Raw genomic sequence first — 16,343 nt, forward strand, 5'->3', positions numbered from 1 at the left:
TGGCTCAGTGACCGGGAGCGGAGGACTCAGGCGGCGATGATGAGCTCGACGCCGGCCGCGGCCAGGGCGTCGGCGAACGCCGGATCCACCGGCTGGTCGGTGACGAGCACGTCGATGCGGTCGAGTGGGCAGATGCGGGCAAAGGTCGCCTTCGTCATCTTGGTGCTGTCGGCGACCACGATGACCCGCTTCGCGACCTTGACGAACTCCTGGCTCACCGAGGCCTCACCCTCGTGGAGGGTGGTGGCGCCGAACTGCGCGCTCAAGCCGTCGACGCCCAGGATCGCGACGTCGAGAGCGATCTCGGCGAGCGCCCCCGCGACGAGCGAGCCCACGAGTTCGTAGGACTGGCGTCGTGCGACGCCTCCCGTCACGACGATCTTCACGTGCGAGCGCACGGACAGTTCGAAGGCGATGTTGAGCGCGTTCGTCACGATCGTGACCGAGGCGTCGCCGTCCGAACGGACGAGGTGCTCGCTCCGCCCGATCACCCGCGCGACCTCGCTCGTGGTGGTGCCGCCGTTCAGTCCGACGGCGTCGCCGACGTTGATCAAGGCGGCCGTGGCCTTCGCGATGGCCATCTTGGCGTCCGCCTGGCGGGCGATCTTGTACTGCAGCGGCAGCTCGTAGCCGGTGCCGAGGGCGGCGGCACCGCCGTGGGTCCGCGTGACGAGTCGCTGCTCGGCGAGCGCCGTCAGGTCGCGACGGGCGGTGGCCGCGGAGATGCCGAGCGCTTCGCCGATCTCCGCGATCGTCACATTGCCGCGTTCGCTCACGAGCTCGAGCAGGGCGTTGAGTCGCTGTTGCTGCGTCATCTGTCCTGCTTTTCCGGTCGGGTCGGGCGTACTGTGACCATCATATGGGCGCTCAGCCAGCGCCGGCCTGATTGATTCTGACGATTTGCACTGGTATCGATCAGATTCGATCCGGTATGGTTGCGGCAACGCATCGCCACGCTGCGATCGCGTCCCCTCACGTGAAAGGCACGTCATGCCCGAGACCTTCGTCGCCGCCGAACTGGCGTCGCAGCCCGAATCCTGGCGCACCGCTGCCGCCCTCGTGCCGGAGGCCGTCGCCGTGCTGCCGCAGCCGGGAGAGCGGGTCGCGGTGGTCGGGTGCGGCACCAGCTGGTTCATCGCGATGAGCTACGCCGTGTTGCGCGAGCAGGCGGGGCTCGGTGTCACGGACGCGTTCGCCGGCTCGGAGTTCCCCGGCGTCCGCGACTACGACCGCATCGTCGCCATCTCACGCTCCGGCACGACCACGGAGATCGTGCACCTGCTGGAAGCGGTGGGCGACTCGGTCACCACCGTCCTCATCACCGCGGTCGACGACTCCCCCGCGACCGTTCCGGCGGCACACGTGATCGCCCTCCCCTTCGCCGACGAGCGTTCGGTGGTCCAGACCCGCTTCGCCACGACGACGCTCGCGCTCCTCCGCGGCTCGCTCGGACACGACGTCGAGGCACTCGCCGCGGAAGCCGAGCGGGCGCTGCAGATCCCGATCGACGAGTACCTCGGCGCCGACCAGGTGTCCTTCATCGGACTCGGGCACGCTGTGGGCCTCACCTTCGAGGCCGCGCTCAAGACCCGGGAGGCGGCACAGTTCTGGGCGGAGTCCTACCCCGCCATGGACTACCGCCACGGCCCCATCGCGATCGCGCAGCCCGGCCGACTCGTGTGGTCCCTCGGACCGACGCCCGCCGGCCTGCCGGAGGACGTCGCGGCCACCGGAGCGACCTTCGTGCAGCACGACCTCGACCCCATCGCCGGGCTCGTCGTCGCGCAGCGCTTCGCGGTCGCGTTGGCCGAGGCCCGCGGCCTCGACGCCGACCACCCCCGTTCGCTCACGCGCTCCGTCATCCTGACGCCGTGACCGAGCGGGCGGTCCTCGGCATCGACGTCGGCGGGACCGGGATCAAAGCCGCACTGACGGATGCCGACGGCACGGTCCTCGGGCGCTGGCGCGAAGCGACGCCCTCGGGCGACACCTCAGGCGTCCTGACTCGCGACATCGTCCTCGGACTCGTCACCGCCGCGAGCCGCGTCGCGGCCCCAGCGGCCGTCGGGGTGGTCGTGCCCGGCGTCGTCGACGATGAGCACGGCGTCTGCATCCACGCGGTCAACCTCGGTTGGCGCGACCTCGCCTTCCCCGAGCTCCTCCGTCCCGCACTCGACGTCCCGCTCGCCTTCGGGCAGGACGTCCGCGCCGGGGCGCTGGCGGAAGCGGTCTCGGGCGCTGCAGCCGACGTCACGGGCACGATCGCGTTCGTACCGGTCGGAACCGGCCTGGCCTCGGCGCTCGTCATCGACGGCGTCCCCTTCGCCGGCGGCGGCTGGGCCGGCGAGATCGGCCAGCGCGTGATCCAGGACGGCCCGCACCGCGGACTCCGGGTCGAGGAACTCGCCTCAGCGGGCGGCATCGCACGTCGTGCGGGTGCCCGCGACGCGAAGACCGTCGCCGACGCGGTCGCCAGCGGTGACGCCGCCGCCAGCGCCATCTGGAACGACGCCGTCGATGCACTCGCCGAGGCCCTCGCCGGCATCACCGTCGTCGCCGCACCCACCGCCATCGTGATCGGCGGTGGGCTCGCCCTGGCCGGAGCCGCCCTCTTCGAGCCGCTCGAGCACGGACTCCGCGAGCGGCTCGACGTCGTCCGCGTCCCGCAGCTCCTGCCCGCTCGTCACGGCGACGAGGCGGCAACGGTCGGTGCGGGGATCCTCGCCCGCCGACTGGTGACGGCGCGATGACGACCACCCCCGCACCGCGTCGCGTCGTGGTCGTGACGCCGAACCCGGCCGTCGACATCACCTACGCGGTCGCCGAGCAGCAGCTCGGGGTCACGCAACGCGTCCAGTCCGTCGTGCGGCGTGCCGGTGGGAAGGGCGTGAACGTCGCTCGCGTCCTCGAGTCACTCGACGTCCCGACCCTGCAGGTGCTGCCGCTCGGCGGCGCCTCCGGCACCTGGCTCGGGGACGCCCTCGCGGCCGACGACCTCCCCGCCCGGGTCGTGGAGCTCCGCGCCGAGACACGCTCGACGGTCGCGGTCGTCGACGGCATCCAGCATCCGACCCTCTACGCCGAGGCCGGACCGACGGTGACGCCCGAGGAGTGGGCCGCCCTGACGACCGAGCTCAGGCGCTCACTGCAGGACGCGAGCGCACTCGTCATCTCGGGCTCGCTCCCGCCGGCCACGCCCGACAGCGTCGTCGAAGCCCTCGTCCGAACCGGGCACGACGCCGGCGTCCCCGTGATCGTCGACGTCAGCGGCACGGCGCTCCTCGCCGCGGCACGCGCCGGTGCGACGATCCTCAAACCCAACCTCGACGAGGCCCTCGAGGCGACGGGCGCGGCCGACCTCGCATCGGCTCGCGCGGCACTCCTCGCACTCGGCGCCCGCGCGGTCGTCATCTCCCGCGGTGCCGACGGCCTCACCGCCGGCGACGCCGATGGCGCCCACGAGGTCCCGGCCGTCCCCGGCGTCAGCGGCAACCCGACCGGCGCCGGCGATGCCGCAACGGCCGGCCTGGTCGCAGCACTCCGCGCGGGAGCCACACTTCCCGAGGCACTCCGCTCAGCGGCGGCTGCAGGTGCGGCGGCCGTGCTCGAACCGATCGCCGGCGCGATCGACCTCGCCGCCTTCCACCGATTCATCGACGCACCCGCCGCATCCGACCCCATTGGAGCAACCGAATGACCACCGCCCTCGACTTCACCGCGCTCCTCGCCAACGCCTCGGACTCGAACGCCGGCATCGCGGCGTGCAACGTCGTCCTCCTCGAGCACGCGGAGGCGATCGTCGCCGGCGCCGAGGAGGCCGGGCTGCCGGTCATCCTGCAGATCAGCGAGAACTGCGTGCGGTACCACGGGTCGCTCGCGCCCATCACGCTCGCCTCGCTGGCCATCGCCCGTGCAGCGACGGTCCCGGTCCTCGTCCACCTCGACCACGTGGAGTCGGCCGAGCTCGTGCACGAGGGCGTCGATCTCGGCGTCGACAGCGTGATGTTCGACGCCTCGACCCTGCCGTACGACGAGAACGTCCGCGCGACGAAGGAGATCGTGGACTTCTGCCACGCTCGCGGCGTGGCCGTCGAAGCGGAGCTCGGCGAGGTCGGCGGGAAGGACGGCGTCCACGCTCCGGGCGCGCGCACGGTGCCTGCAGAGGCCGTCGCGTTCGTCGCAGCGACCGGCGTCGACGCGCTGGCCGTCGCCGTCGGCACCTCGCACGCGATGACGAGCCGGGAGGCCGCCGTCGACCACGCGCTGATCGCGCAGCTCCGCAGCGAGGTGCCCGTTCCGCTCGTGTTGCACGGCTCCTCCGGACTCCCCGACGACGAACTCCGCGCGGCGGTGCGTTCCGGGATGACGAAGATCAACCTCTCGACGCACCTCAACGGATTGTTCACCCGGGCGGTGCGCGACGTCCTCGACGAGCAACCGAAGCTCGTCGACCCCCGCGCCTACGTCCGGGCCGGTCGCAGCGCGGTCGCGACCGAGACGGCGCGGATCCTGCGCCTCCTCACCACCGACTGAGCACTCCCAGGAATCCCACAGCAACACGCAACGCTGAGCTGTTAATATATATTGCGTTGGAGTTCTTCCAGCGCCTCCACCGGTAACCGATCGTCCCCCGCGATCACCCTCCGGCCTCCCGAGCCCGATATCCCTTCGGGTGCGCGGGAGATACGGCCACCCCTCCCCTAGGTGCGGTGGCCCGAAGCTCTGCGACACCGCCGGTCGATGCTCGGGTCTGACCTCGGGCATCGACCCGCGCAAGCATTGAAGCCCGTTCTTCCCAGGTTTTTCTCAGCTTGGTCGCGTACGTTCGTTCCTCGAGTGCCGATGTCACAACCGGCTTCCGTGTGCAGAGTCCACACCTCCACGGATACGCCGATGCTCCCGACACGTCACCACCAGCCGCCCTCCAGAACGGCGAAGAACGATCCACCGGACGGCCCCAGCCGACCAGCGCAGCCGAATCTCGGCGCAGCTGCATTCCGGACGGTCTCGTCGCTCCATCCATGCGACCAGCACCGATCGTCATCGCATTCCCCTTCTGGAACCGGCCCATCCATCATCCGCAACACCAGAATCGAGAACCACCATGTCCATCACCCAGACTCGGACCCCAGCGTCCTCCAACCGTTCCGCGGGCACCGCCGTCCACGGCCGCGGTCACTCCACCGAGAAGCTCACCTACCGCTTCGGTCTCCGCACCCGCGAGACCGGCGCGGAGCAGCGCGGTTCCAGCAGCGCGGCCAACCGCCGCGGCTGAGCCGCCTCACCGTTCCAACCGACGCCCCCGCACGGCTTGACCGTGCGGGGGCGTCGTGCGTTCGGGACCGGCGCCGCTCACGGCCGGTCCGGAGTTCGGACGATCGTACGGACGACCACGGCCTCCCAGGTGGGAGAATCCCCACATGGATCCCGTCGCGCTCATCTCGTGGATCGTCGTGTTCGTCGTCGTCACCGTCATCGTGTCGGGCCTGTCCGGCCGAGCGGGCGTCTCCGCCCCGGTGGCCCTGGTGCTCGTCGGCGGCGTCGCGTCGTTCATCCCCGCCGTCCCGACCGTCGAGATCGAACCCGACCTGATCCTCTACGGCCTGTTGCCGCCGCTCCTGTTCGCATCGGCGATCCGGATCTCCCTCATCGACATCCGGGCCCGTAACGACGGCATCATCCTGCTCTCGGTGGGTGCGGTCGCGTTCACCGTCGTGTCGGTCGGGTTCGCCAGCTGGCTCCTCATCCCGTCGATCACCCTCGCAGCGGCGTTCGCGTTCGCAGCGGTCATCGCGCCGACCGACGCCGTCGCCGTGAGCGCGATCGCCGGACGACTCGGGCTCCCCCGCCGTGTGCTGACGATCCTCGAGGGTGAGAGTCTGCTCAACGACGCCACCGCTCTCGTGGCACTCAACGCCTCGATCCTCGCCATCACGAGCGTCGTCAACCCGGTCATGATCGCCGGCGAGTTCGTCATCGAGGTCGTCGCCGGCGTCGGTGTCGGTCTCGCGGTCGGTTGGGTGCTGTCCGAGGTCCGCCGACGTCTGCGCGCCCCGGTCCTCGACACCTGTCTCTCCCTCATCACCCCGTTCCTCGCGTTCCTCCTGGCGCAGGCGATCCACGGTTCGGGTGTGCTCGCTGTCGTCACCGCCGGGCTGCTGCTCGGCTATCGAGCGCCCATCGTGCAGTCGGCCGAGGCGCGCATCGCCGAGTCGCTCAACTGGCGCACCATCCAGTTCCTGCTCGAGAACGCCGTCTTCCTGTTCATCGGGCTCAACCTGGCCGGCATCCTCGAGGGGGCGATCCAGACCGGTCCGGGGCTCTGGCCGACCGTGTTCATCAGCATCGGGGTCCTCGCGGCGCTCATCGTCTCGCGGTTCGTGTGGGAGATGACGGTCACGGCGATCTACCGGCTCGGCCCCAGACGGCTCCGTGAGCGGAGCTGGTCCTGGGGCAACGGGATCGCCGTCTCCGCAGCCGGCGTCCGTGGCGTGGTGACCCTGGCGGCGGTGTTCCTGCTGCCTGAGGACACCCCGTCGCGCGAGTTCCTGCAGTTCCTGGCGTTCGTCGTCGTGGTCGGCACACTCCTCTCGGGGCTCGCGCTCCCCCGGATCATCCGCGCGCTGCACCTCCCGCCGCCGAACCACAGCCAGGAGCGCGTCGAGCAACTGATGCTCATGGCGGAGGTCCAGACGGCCGGCCTGGACCGCCTCGACGAGCTGACGACCGAGGAGGACGAGGAGCAGGTGCTCAACCGTCTGCGGACCAATGCGAGCTTCGTGGCCAACGCCCTCGAGCAGTACACCGGTGACGGCTCGGAGCTCCGGACGGTCGCGTTCGCCCGACTCCGCCGCCAGATGATCGCGGCGGAACGCGAGGCACTCCTCTCGGCGCGCGCCGAGGGTCGCTACCAGGAACCGGCGGTCGCGGCTGTTCTGGCCGCGATCGACGCCGAGGAGGCGACGCTCAAGGCGATGACGCCGAAGCCGCCGCGGTCATAGCACCCCGACCGGTCCGCTCGCACGCCCCGTCCACCAGGCCCGCGCACGACGATCGGTCGGGCAGGATGAGCGCATGATCATGTTGTTCCCGGCCGCCGTCTTCGCGGTGCTCTACGTCGTGAGTCGACGCAGCGACGCCCGCCGCCTGCGCAACGGGGTCTTCCTGGTCTCCGCGATCGCCTGCGGGCTGGTGGCGCTCCTCTCGGAGGCGTCCCGCACGACGCCGTTCACCGTGCTCCTCGCCGCGTTCGGCACAGTCCTACTGGTGGGTATGCTCGGGGTCCTCCTCATCGGCAACGGCATCACGATGCTCCGGCTCGAAGGACGCAGCCTGGGCAACCTGCTCTCGCTGTTCGCCGGGGTCGCGATCCTCGTCCTGCCCGTGCTGGCCGTGCTGCTGGTCCTCGGAGCGCACCCGCAGTCCCTGCCCTCGTGGCTGACGATCGTCCTCGTCGCGCTGGGCCTCCTGCTCGGGTTCGCCTGCTTCTACGCGGCGGCGACGTTCGCTGCCTTCGGCGTGTACTCACTCGTCTACAGCCGCTATCGGCACACGCGGACGCCCGACGCCCTCGTCGTCCTCGGGTCCGGCCTCATCCACGGTGAGGTCCCGCCGTTGCTGCGCAGTCGCCTGGACCTGGCGCTCCGCATCTACCGGGCCACGTCACCGGGGGCGACGCGGCCGCTCCTGATCCCGTCCGGCGGACAGGGCGACGACGAACCCCGCCCGGAGGGCACCGCCATGGCCGAGTACCTCGTCGCGAACGGCGCGGACCCGTCCGACGTGCTGCCGGAGACCGCGTCCACGAACACGCGCGAGAACCTGGTGCTCTCCCGCGACCTGCAGCAGTCGGTCGGACGGGACGGCGAGACGATCGTGGTGACGAACAACTACCACGTCCTCCGCGCGGCCCTCCTTGCACGTTCGATCGGGAGCGAGGCCCAGGTGATCGGCTCCCCGACGGCCGCCTACTACGTGCCGAGCGCGTTCCTCCGCGAGTACGTCGCCATCATGGTCGAGCACCGCCTGCTCAATGCGCTGGCGATCGCCGGCGTCGCGGCCCTGATCGCCCTCGCGGTGGTCTGGTCGCTCCTACCGATCTGAGCCGCCCTCCCAGCCCGAGGCCGACGACGCCCGCAACGCGCGACGGGCCGTCGTCCGAAGGGATCGGATGACGGCCCGTCGGTCGTGTGGTGTCCGACTCAGTCGGGTGCGGTGTCGTAGACCTCGCGGGCGTCGTCGGTGGCCTCGGAGGCCGGCCCGGAGTCGGGCTGGTGGTCGGCCGAACCGTCGGCGTCGCCACCCTCGCCCTCGGCGAGCGGTGCGTCGAGTTCGGTCGAGGGCTCCGGGGTCTCGACGGCCTCCTCGGTCGCCTGCTCCTCGTCGGGAGCCGCGTCCTCCGAGCCGGTGCCGTCGACGGTCTGACTCGACCCGTCCGAGCCCGGTCCGGCGGTCGTCTGGTCGGAGCTCACGAGCTCTGCGGTGTCGATGTCGGCACCCTCCCAGGCTTCCTGGTCCGCTCCGGCCGCACCGGTCGCGAGGTCGTCGCCTGAACGCTGGTCCTGCTGATCCGTCATGATGCACTCCTCTCCGCGGAACGCGTCGCGCTCCGTGTCCTCGGACTCTACGACGTGATCCTTCACGGTCTCCCGGGGTTGACAGCCGCCGACGGGCGTCCGGGCCGGTCGCGATAGCGTGGGGACATGAGCCTCCCCGTCACGGACACGCGCGTCACCTATCCCACCGGAGCCCTCGTCTCGACGGGCACGGTGCTGCACGTCGAACCCGTCGGCGATCACCTCGCCGTCGTGCTCGACGAGACGGCCTGCCACCCGGTCGACGCCGCGTGGCCCGACCAACCTGCGGACTCGGCGACCATCACCTTCGGTGAGGGCACCAGCGCCGTGGAGGTCGCCGTGACCGACTGCGTCGTCGCCGCGAGCGACGGGACCCGGCTGTACCTCGGCGCGGACATCCCCGTGAAGAAGGGCACCGAGGGGTGGGCCTTCCTCGTCGCCCACCTGGTCTCCAGCGAAGCGGCACGGAGCGCCGTCGAGGGCGCGACGGCCCGCATCGAGGTGGACGCGTCCACCCGACACGCGCTCTCCGCCGGGCACACCGGGTGCCACCTCGCATCACTCGCCTTGAACGCCGCGCTCGCCGACGCCTGGCGCAAGGAGGTCGTCGCCGATGCGCTCGGGGCCCCCGATTTCGACGCGCTCGCCTGCGAGTCGTCGCGGATCGCCCCCGACGCGTCGACCGACCGTTACCGCATCGGCAAGTCGCTCCGACGGAAGGGGTTCGACCCGGCCGCCCTCGACGACCTCGACGCACTCGGGTCACGCATCCGGAACACGCTCGACGGCTGGCTGGACAGCGGCGCCGCCGTCCGGATCGATCGCGAGGGCGAGCTGCTCACCGATCGGCGCAGCTGGCACTGTGAGCTGCCGGGCGGCCCTGCGGTCATCGCCTGCGGCGGCACCCACGTGGCGTCGTTGGGCGAGTTCTCGACGATCGCCGTCTGGCTGGAACGCGAAGAGGTCGACGGCGCCGTGGTGCTGTCGATGGTCAGCACGGTCGTCCCGGCCGGCTGACCGGCGGCCGAGCGACTGACCGGCGGTCAGGCGACTGACCGGCGGTCAGGCGGCGATGCCCGTGGAGGCCGCACTGCCGACGCCGGCGAGCAGCCCGCCGATGACGAACACCCAGAGCAGCACGAGCGCCGCCCAGACGAGCAGGAACAGTCCGTTGAGCACGACGCCCGTGATGGCCATCGCCCGACCGGCGGGCTCGCGGCGGAGCCCCATGAGCCCGAGGACGAATCCGACGACCGGGAGCACGAAGGTGAACCCGAAGAACAACGACACCAGGCCGATGACCATGCTGGAGATGCTGAGCCCCTTCGGCGGCGACGCCGGGTACGGGTAGGGCGCGGGGTACACGGGCGTATACGGCTGCGCGTACGCCTGCATGCCGTACTGGGGCGGGTAGGGCTGCTGCGGCGGGTAGGGCGCCTGCTGGGCGTACGGCTGCACCCCGTACTGCTGCGGCTGGAGCTGCTGTTGCGGGTACGGATGCGGCGGAACCGACTGCTGCGAGTGTGCCTGCTGCGGCGCCGAGGGCTGCGGCTTCGATCCGTCCGGTGTGCTCATGCCCGTCAGCCTATCGACGAGCACGCACTCGGTACCCGAATCCGGGCCCCGACGGCAGCCTCCAGCTCTCTGAGCTCACGCTCAAGGGCGGTGAGGGGCCCGGAAAGCGACTACCGTATTCGTGCGGTCCTCGCAGGGAACCCGGAACACGGACCGCGCCACACCCAGAAGGAGCACCGTGCAGAACGACGCGATCGCCGAGGAACAGGACCATCTCGATCGGCTGCACGACGTCATCCGGTCGCAGTCGGACCTCGAGGAACGGCGCTCCGAACTCGCCCTCCGCGCCTTCGACGGCGACGACGACTCGAGCTTCTCGGAACGCGACGCCCTGGTCGCCCACCACCGCCAGCGGATGGTCGAGCTGCGTTCGTCCAGCTACGGACTCCTCTTCGGCCTCCTCGAACGCGAGACCGACGAACGGCACCACATCGGCCGCATCGGGCTCCGCGACCCGGAGAGCGGCGACCAGCTCCTGTTGGACTGGCGCGCACCGGCCTCGCGCCCGTTCTACACGGCGACGCCACTCCGCCCCGAAGGCCTCCGCCTGCGCCGCCGCATCGGCACGGCCGGTCGCCGCGTCACCGAGGTGCACGACGAGGTCCTCGACACGACCATGCTCAGCGACGACGAGCCGAGCGGCATCGGCGAGTCCGGTGCGCTGCTGGCGGCCCTCGGTCGCGCTCGGACCAAGCACATGGCGGACATCGTCGACACCATCCAGGCCGAACAGGATGCGATCATCCGGGCGCCCCTCCCCGGCACGCTCCTCGTCCAGGGCGGTCCGGGCACCGGCAAGACCGCCGTCGCCCTCCACCGTGCCGCCTATCTGCTCTACGAGCACCGCGAGCGACTCATGCGCAGCGTCGTGCTCATCGTCGGGCCGAACTCGACGTTCCTCGACTACATCAGCCGTGTGCTGCCGTCACTCGGCGAGACCGCCGTCGTCCTCGTCACACCGGCGACCCTCGTGCCGGGCCTCGACGCGCACGCCGAGGACTCGCTCGAGGCCGCCGAGCTCAAGGGCCGGCTGCGCATGGCCGACGTCGTCGCCCGGGCCGTCCGCGAGCGCCAGGTGCCGCTCGACCAGCCGGTCACCATCCGCATCGCCGGCGACGGCCCGCTCCGCGTCACGCCGGGCGTCCTCCGCCGGATCAAGGCCGGGATCGAGCGATCGGGCACCCCGCACAACGAGGCCAAGCTGCGGTTCGACCGCGCCGTGCTGACGCACCTCATCGGGCTCGAGGCGAAGCGTGACGGCTTCGAACCCCGCACGGGCGAGGACGCCGACGAGCGGCGACAGGAGCTGAGCGAGGAGCCCGAGGTCGAAGAGCTGCTCGACACGATGTGGCCGATCCTCGAGCCGGCCGAGATCATCGACCGCCTCTTCACCGACCCCGAGCTGCTGGCTCGCGTCGCTCCCGACCACACCGAGGAGGAGCGTCGTCTGCTGCTCCGTCAACCCGCCGCCGGAACGAACGGTGCAGATGAGGTCGACTGGGCCGCGCGGCTCACGCCCGGCGACATCGCCCTCGTCGACGAGGCCGCCGAGCTCATCGGCGAGGACCAGCGCCCCGAGCTGGAACGGCAACGCCGCGCCGCCTACGAGCGCCGTCACGACGTCGAGTACGCGCGCAGTGTGCTCGAGATGATCGGTGACATCAGCATCGACGACGAGGCCCAGGACGACGACTACCTCCGTTCCGCCCAGGACCTCGCCGACCGCCAGACCGTGGAGGACGACCGCAGCCCCGCCGAACGCGCCGCGAGCGACCGCACCTGGGTCTACGGGCACGTCATCATCGACGAGGCGCAGGAGCTCACCCCCATGCTGCTGCGGGCCGTCCTGCGACGCGGCCCCAACCGCTCGATGACGCTCGTCGGCGACATCAACCAGCAGAGCACCTCCGCCACCCGCTCCAGCTGGCAGCAGCTGCTCGGCCCGCAACTCCCGCGCTGGACGGAGGAGCTGCTCACCGTCAACTACCGGACGCCCGAGCAGATCATGGCGCTCGCCGATCCCGTCCGGCTCGAACTCGACCCCGACTCCCCGGCGCCCGTGTCGATCCGACGCGGCGAGGAGGAGCCCGTGCAGCTCACGGTCGAACCCGCCGCGCTGGCCCCGACGGCGGTCCGCGCCTCCGTCGACGCGATCACCGCACACCCCGGCATCGCGGGCGTCATCGCTCCCCGCTCGCTCCTGGCGGAGATCGACGCCCTCCTCGCCGAGGCCGGAGCCGATCGCGCCCGGGTGTGGACCGGCACCGCGCGCGAGAGCAAGGGCCTCGAGTTCGACAGCGTCGTCCTCGTGCAGCCCGACGCGCTGGGCGGGACGGGCCACGCGGCGCTGTCACTCCGGTACGTCGCGCTCACCCGCGCCACCCAACGGCTCACGGTCATCGACTCGTCGAGCTGACCGTCGGCAACCGGCGACGCACCGTCGTCCGGACCCCTCCAGAGCACCGGGCGACGGGAAGGACCGTAGGCTTGGGCTCTGCCAACAGAATGTGAGGCTGGGATGAAGGTCATCAGCTACAACCTCCGCAAGAACAAGGCCAGCGGCGAGCTCGTCGCACTCACCGAAGAGTTCGGCCCGGACGTCCTCGCGTTGCAGGAGGCCGACACCCTGCAGCTGCCCGCCGAACTCGGCGGCCTGCACCTCGCCGACAGCACCCACCGCAACCGGCTCGGCCTCGCGATCTACTACCGCCGCGACCGGTTCACCGCCGAGTCGACGCAGACGTTCGCACTGAAGAAGTCGCTGCACGACATGGTGCTCGCGCCGGCGCACGAGCGGCTCATCGGCACCCGCCTCACCGACGTCGAGGCCGGGCGCGAACTCATCGTCGCATCGTTCCACGCGGCCCCGCTCACCGCGCTCAACTCACTGCGTCGGCACCAGATCAAGGCCGCGCACGAGCAGCTGCACGCGATGGGCGACGTCCCGACGCTCATGGTCGGTGACTACAACTACCCGCTCTTCCAGAAGGGCCTCGGCACCAAGATGCAGGAGAGCGGCTACGATCTGAGCCTCAGCGACCGCAGCACCTACACGCGCTACAAGATGTTCCGTGGACACTTCGACTTCGCGACGTCCGTGGGCCTGAAGATCGACCGGGTGCAAACGCTCCGCCGCGGTATCTCGGACCACCTGCCGATCCTCGTGGACGCCACCTACGGTGCGGCCGTGCCGGTCGACGACGACGCACCGGAGTCCGCCGCCCGCTGACCCGGTCGCCTGCCCCTGCGCGCGCCCCGTCCGGTTCGCAATTCAGGATGCGCTCGGCGCGGTGCCCTCCGCCGCGGCGTGTCACGCGGGACACGCCGCGCTCGTCCTGAGTTGTGAACTCGGAAGCGACGTCAGATGAGGCCGCGGAGGAACTCCTGGACACTCGTCCCGGCCTCGCGGGCGCGACGGACCAGGCGCTCGTGCTCGTCGGTCGTGAGGTCGAGGGTGAGCTGGTGCCACGTCGGCTCGACGTCGAGTGAGAACAGCGCGCCGTCGTCCTCCGCGTCGAACACGGGGGCGGTGCGTTCCTCCTGGACCTCGAGCTCGGCGAAGAGCTCCGGCTCGGTCGTCTCGGGAGCGTCTTCAGCGTCGGCATCAGCCTCGGGGATAGACGGGGTCTCCGCTGCTCCGGCCCCGGTCCAGCCTGGTCCCTCCGGGACCGGCGTCTTGCGCTGGAACGCCTCGGCGGCCGTGCGGGCACGGATGTCGGCGGCCTCGTTGAGTCGGTGACCGACGTGCCCCTTCACCCACTCGAACCGGTAGCGCCTCCCGGCGATGGCGGCGTCGATCTCCTGCATGAGTTCGAGGTTCATGACGGGCTTGCCGTCGCCCTTCTTCCAGCCCTTCTTCTTCCAACCCGGCATCCACTTCGTGATGGAGTCGATGACGTACTTGCTGTCGCAGAGGATGTGGAGGTCCTCGTCGAGGTGCTCGGTGGCGCGGAACAGTTCGAGGACGGCGCGAAGCTCGCCCATGTTGTTCGTGCCGTGCGGCCAACCCCCGGCTGCCCAGCAATCGTCGTCGACGTACCAGGCCCAGCCGGCGGGTCCGGGGTTGCCGAGGGCGGAGCCGTCTGCGGCAGCGGTGATCGTCATGAGCGCCTTTCGATGAGTGCCCTCCATCGTATCGACGCACCACCGACGACCCGACGCCGGTCCCGCGGTGCCGGTGTCGGGCTGGCCGGCGTCAGGCGGGCGCGAAGACGCTGAGCGTGACGGCGACCGTGACCGTCGTGTAGCCGGGCAGGTCGGCGATCGCCTGCTCGAAGACGTCGTCGTCGAGGTGGTGGGCGCTCGGCCCCATGCGAACCTCGTCGCGCACCTCCTCCGGCATGAGTTCGACGGCGTAGTCGAGCGTGTCGCGGGAGCGGAGCGTGAAGCCGTCGAGCTGCGCGTCGAGGCGGGCGTCCTTGCGCTCGGCGATCCCGATCATGCCGAGTCGGTCGCGCAGCTCGGCCAGGTGACCGGGTTGGGGTGTCACGACGGTGAGCAGGCCGTCCGGGCGCAACACCCGACGCATCTCGGGACCGTTCCGCGGGCCGAAGATGCTCAGCAGGTGGTCGACCGAGGCGGTCCGGAGCGGGAAGGGTGCCCAGGCGTCGGCCGTGGCGGCTGCCGCTCGTCCGTGCGCACGCGCTGCGCGACGTGCTGCGAGCGGCGACAGGTCGAACCCGAACCCGCGCCAGGCCGGTCGGGCGTCGAGGATCCGGCCGAGGTAGTAGCCGGTCCCGCCGGCGATGTCCACGACGAGTGGGGCGCTGTCGTCGTCGACCGAGCCGTCCGGGAGGAAGCGCGCGAGCGGCAGGGTCGTGGCGACGTGGTCCGCGATCGGCTCGTAGTGCTCGGCCTCGAGGAACGCTGCGCGGGCCGCGACCATTTCCTGCGTGTCGCCGGTCTTCGGCGTCCGACCGCCGACGACGAGCGAGGCGTACCCCTGCCGGGCGATGTCGAAGCTGTGACCGGCGGGGCAGCGCAACACGCGGTCGCCGAGCTCGAGGGTCGCGGTGCAGATCGTGCACGCGAGATCGGGGGCGACGAGGCTCAGCCGATCGTGCTGCGGGACGTCAGCGAGGATCGGCATGCCTTCGAAACGCTCCGCTTCCAGCTGCTGTGTCCGTCGCTGCCGCGATGCTTCCGGTTGTCGCACTTCACCCACACGGTGAGTCTAGGCGCGTGCCGCATGGTGCGTGCGCCGGAACATTCGAGCGGCGATCGGTCGCGGCGGGGCTTCGGCACCGCGGTGACTCGATCAGCTCGGTCACTCAGTCCTCGAGCGCGCTCCGCAGACGCTCGACGTCCTCGTGTGCTGCGTCGCTCACACGCTGCGCCCGGTCAGCCTCTCGTTGGCGTCGGGCCCACTCGCGCTCGGCGTCGGCGATGTCCGCGTCGAGCTCCTCGAGCCGCCTCGCGAGGTCCTCGCGGTCACGCAGGAGTCCCGACCGCCGGACCGCCGACTCGTCCAGGAAGGCGGTCGCCTCCTCACTCGCGCTGGACGCTGCCTCCTCGTCGCGCTCGGCCGCCTCCAGCCGGGCCCGAAGGCGTCGGCGTCGGTCGTCGTCTTCGCCGGAATGGTCGCCGTCTCCGTCGCCCGGCGTCCCGACGGAGCCGTCGGCGGTGGAGCGCCTGCCGGGGGTGCCGGCCCCGCCGACCACACCGCCCCACCCCGCTCCGCTCGACGTCGGGGCGTCGGTCAGTCGACCGGACGACACCTGCGCGGCGAGGTCGGCGTCAGCACTCGCCGCTTGCAGACTCTGGCGGACGGTCTCGATCACCGCGCCCGAAAGCGACGCCCCCTCCGCTGCGGCGGCTTCGACGGTGGCGGTGACGAGCATCGCGATCAACGAGCGACGTTCGGTGCCGAGCGTGCGGAGCGCTGTGGCGTCCCCGGAGCGTTGAGCGTCGCCGAGCGCGGAGCCGAGTTGTTCCAGTTCGCTGAGCAGGTCCGGGCGGTGCGCCGTCAACACGTTGAGCGCCCAGGCGGCGACCGTCGGTTTGCGGAGCGCGAGGATCGCCGTCGCCAGGTCGTCGTCCCCGTCGTCGCGCGCTGCGACGGCCAGGCGTCTGCGCTCCGCCACGAAGCCGCTGAGCGGGACGCGCAGTAGCTCGACGGCGGCAGACGCCAGGTCCGTCGGGGCCGGCGTCCCGGTGTCGCGGTCGTCGGGCACGGTGCCGCTCCCTCGCATC

General features: G+C 71.1%; 16 protein-coding genes. 10 read left to right on the forward strand and 6 right to left on the reverse strand.

The genetic code is table 11. From position 1 onward, the window contains the following. Positions 1-26: 26 nt before the first annotated feature. Positions 27-815, reverse strand: a complete 789-nt coding sequence (locus tag BIU99_RS07495) for a DeoR/GlpR family DNA-binding transcription regulator (protein ID WP_064296851.1) — start codon at positions 813-815, stop codon at positions 27-29. 175 nt (positions 816-990) lie between these two features. Here BIU99_RS07495 and BIU99_RS07500 point away from each other — a divergent pair, with 175 nt between their 5' ends. The 7 genes from BIU99_RS07500 to BIU99_RS07525 all read left to right on the forward strand — a co-directional run bounded on the left by BIU99_RS07500 (position 991) and on the right by BIU99_RS07525 (position 8,103). Further along, positions 991-1,875: an SIS domain-containing protein gene (locus tag BIU99_RS07500; protein WP_071260570.1), complete on the forward strand. Its 885-nt coding sequence runs from the start codon at positions 991-993 to the stop codon at positions 1,873-1,875. Beyond that, positions 1,872-2,750, forward strand: coding sequence for an ROK family protein (locus tag BIU99_RS07505; protein ID WP_071260572.1), 879 nt, complete (start codon positions 1,872-1,874; stop codon positions 2,748-2,750). The genes BIU99_RS07500 and BIU99_RS07505 overlap by 4 nt, the downstream gene beginning before the upstream one ends. Next, complete coding sequence (locus tag BIU99_RS07510; protein WP_071260573.1) at positions 2,747-3,697, forward strand: 1-phosphofructokinase family hexose kinase; 951 nt, start codon at positions 2,747-2,749, stop codon at positions 3,695-3,697. Before BIU99_RS07505 ends, BIU99_RS07510 begins: the two co-directional genes overlap by 4 nt. After that, positions 3,694-4,533: a class II fructose-bisphosphate aldolase gene (locus BIU99_RS07515; protein WP_071260575.1), complete on the forward strand. Its 840-nt coding sequence runs from the start codon at positions 3,694-3,696 to the stop codon at positions 4,531-4,533. The genes BIU99_RS07510 and BIU99_RS07515 overlap by 4 nt, the downstream gene beginning before the upstream one ends. A 571-nt stretch (positions 4,534-5,104) precedes the next feature. Beyond that, entirely contained in the window at positions 5,105-5,275 is a 171-nt protein-coding gene (locus BIU99_RS19930) for a hypothetical protein (RefSeq protein ID WP_153303529.1), read from the forward strand. Between the two features lie 145 nt (positions 5,276-5,420). Continuing rightward, entirely contained in the window at positions 5,421-7,001 is a 1,581-nt protein-coding gene (locus BIU99_RS07520) for a sodium:proton antiporter (RefSeq protein ID WP_071260577.1), read from the forward strand. Positions 7,002-7,074: 73 nt separating this feature from the next. Beyond that, the gene (locus tag BIU99_RS07525; RefSeq protein ID WP_071260578.1) at positions 7,075-8,103 is read left to right on the forward strand and encodes a YdcF family protein; all 1,029 of its coding nucleotides are present in this window, start codon (positions 7,075-7,077) and stop codon (positions 8,101-8,103) included. A 98-nt stretch (positions 8,104-8,201) separates the two neighbouring features. Here the strand turns inward: BIU99_RS07525 and BIU99_RS07530 are convergent, their stop codons facing one another. Then, positions 8,202-8,576, reverse strand: coding sequence for a hypothetical protein (locus BIU99_RS07530; RefSeq protein WP_139205372.1), 375 nt, complete (start codon positions 8,574-8,576; stop codon positions 8,202-8,204). A 126-nt stretch (positions 8,577-8,702) separates the two neighbouring features. On the opposite strand from BIU99_RS07530, the gene BIU99_RS07535 reads away from it, so the two are divergent. Beyond that, entirely contained in the window at positions 8,703-9,593 is an 891-nt protein-coding gene (locus BIU99_RS07535) for a metal-dependent hydrolase (RefSeq protein ID WP_071260580.1), read from the forward strand. A 45-nt stretch (positions 9,594-9,638) separates the two neighbouring features. Here the strand turns inward: BIU99_RS07535 and BIU99_RS07540 are convergent, their stop codons facing one another. Next, positions 9,639-10,151 (reverse strand): DUF4190 domain-containing protein, encoded by a 513-nt coding sequence (locus tag BIU99_RS07540; protein WP_064296860.1) that lies wholly within the window; start codon positions 10,149-10,151, stop codon positions 9,639-9,641. Positions 10,152-10,329: 178 nt separating this feature from the next. Between BIU99_RS07540 and BIU99_RS07545 the strand changes: the two genes are divergently transcribed. Both BIU99_RS07545 and BIU99_RS07550 read left to right on the forward strand, forming a co-directional pair. Beyond that, positions 10,330-12,567, forward strand: a complete 2,238-nt coding sequence (locus BIU99_RS07545) for a UvrD-helicase domain-containing protein (RefSeq protein WP_083397244.1) — start codon at positions 10,330-10,332, stop codon at positions 12,565-12,567. A gap of 102 nt (positions 12,568-12,669) precedes the next feature. Then, entirely contained in the window at positions 12,670-13,380 is a 711-nt protein-coding gene (locus tag BIU99_RS07550) for an endonuclease/exonuclease/phosphatase family protein (protein ID WP_064296862.1), read from the forward strand. A 131-nt stretch (positions 13,381-13,511) separates the two neighbouring features. On the opposite strand, the gene BIU99_RS07555 is transcribed toward BIU99_RS07550, so the two are convergent. From BIU99_RS07555 to BIU99_RS07565, 3 genes are all read right to left on the reverse strand, one after another. Then, positions 13,512-14,255, reverse strand: coding sequence for an RNase H family protein (locus tag BIU99_RS07555; RefSeq protein ID WP_071260583.1), 744 nt, complete (start codon positions 14,253-14,255; stop codon positions 13,512-13,514). Between the two features lie 91 nt (positions 14,256-14,346). After that, positions 14,347-15,315, reverse strand: a complete 969-nt coding sequence (locus tag BIU99_RS07560) for a putative RNA methyltransferase (protein WP_139205373.1) — start codon at positions 15,313-15,315, stop codon at positions 14,347-14,349. 106 nt (positions 15,316-15,421) lie between these two features. Then, positions 15,422-16,324, reverse strand: coding sequence for a hypothetical protein (locus tag BIU99_RS07565; protein WP_139205374.1), 903 nt, complete (start codon positions 16,322-16,324; stop codon positions 15,422-15,424). Between the last annotated feature and the right edge of the window lie 19 nt (positions 16,325-16,343).

It is taken from the genome of Plantibacter sp. MMLR14_011 (assembly GCF_001865025.1).
GTDB lineage: Bacteria > Actinomycetota > Actinomycetes > Actinomycetales > Microbacteriaceae > Plantibacter > Plantibacter flavus_A.

Bases quoted from the DNA above. Each gene is read 5' to 3' on its own strand.
- BIU99_RS07515 (WP_071260575.1), top strand. From the start codon at position 3,694: ATGACCACCGCCCTCGACTTCACCGCGCTCCTCGCCAACGCCTCGGAC.
- BIU99_RS07510 (WP_071260573.1), top strand. From the start codon at position 2,747: ATGACGACCACCCCCGCACCGCGTCGCGTCGTGGTCGTGACGCCGAAC.
- BIU99_RS07500 (WP_071260570.1), top strand. From the start codon at position 991: ATGCCCGAGACCTTCGTCGCCGCCGAACTGGCGTCGCAGCCCGAATCC.
- BIU99_RS19930 (WP_153303529.1), top strand. From the start codon at position 5,105: ATGTCCATCACCCAGACTCGGACCCCAGCGTCCTCCAACCGTTCCGCG.
- BIU99_RS07520 (WP_071260577.1), top strand. From the start codon at position 5,421: ATGGATCCCGTCGCGCTCATCTCGTGGATCGTCGTGTTCGTCGTCGTC.
- BIU99_RS07525 (WP_071260578.1), top strand. From the start codon at position 7,075: ATGATCATGTTGTTCCCGGCCGCCGTCTTCGCGGTGCTCTACGTCGTG.
- BIU99_RS07535 (WP_071260580.1), top strand. From the start codon at position 8,703: ATGAGCCTCCCCGTCACGGACACGCGCGTCACCTATCCCACCGGAGCC.
- BIU99_RS07495 (WP_064296851.1), bottom strand. From the start codon at position 815: ATGACGCAGCAACAGCGACTCAACGCCCTGCTCGAGCTCGTGAGCGAA.
- BIU99_RS07540 (WP_064296860.1), bottom strand. From the start codon at position 10,151: ATGAGCACACCGGACGGATCGAAGCCGCAGCCCTCGGCGCCGCAGCAG.
- BIU99_RS07550 (WP_064296862.1), top strand. From the start codon at position 12,670: ATGAAGGTCATCAGCTACAACCTCCGCAAGAACAAGGCCAGCGGCGAG.
- BIU99_RS07555 (WP_071260583.1), bottom strand. From the start codon at position 14,255: ATGACGATCACCGCTGCCGCAGACGGCTCCGCCCTCGGCAACCCCGGA.
- BIU99_RS07530 (WP_139205372.1), bottom strand. From the start codon at position 8,576: ATGACGGATCAGCAGGACCAGCGTTCAGGCGACGACCTCGCGACCGGT.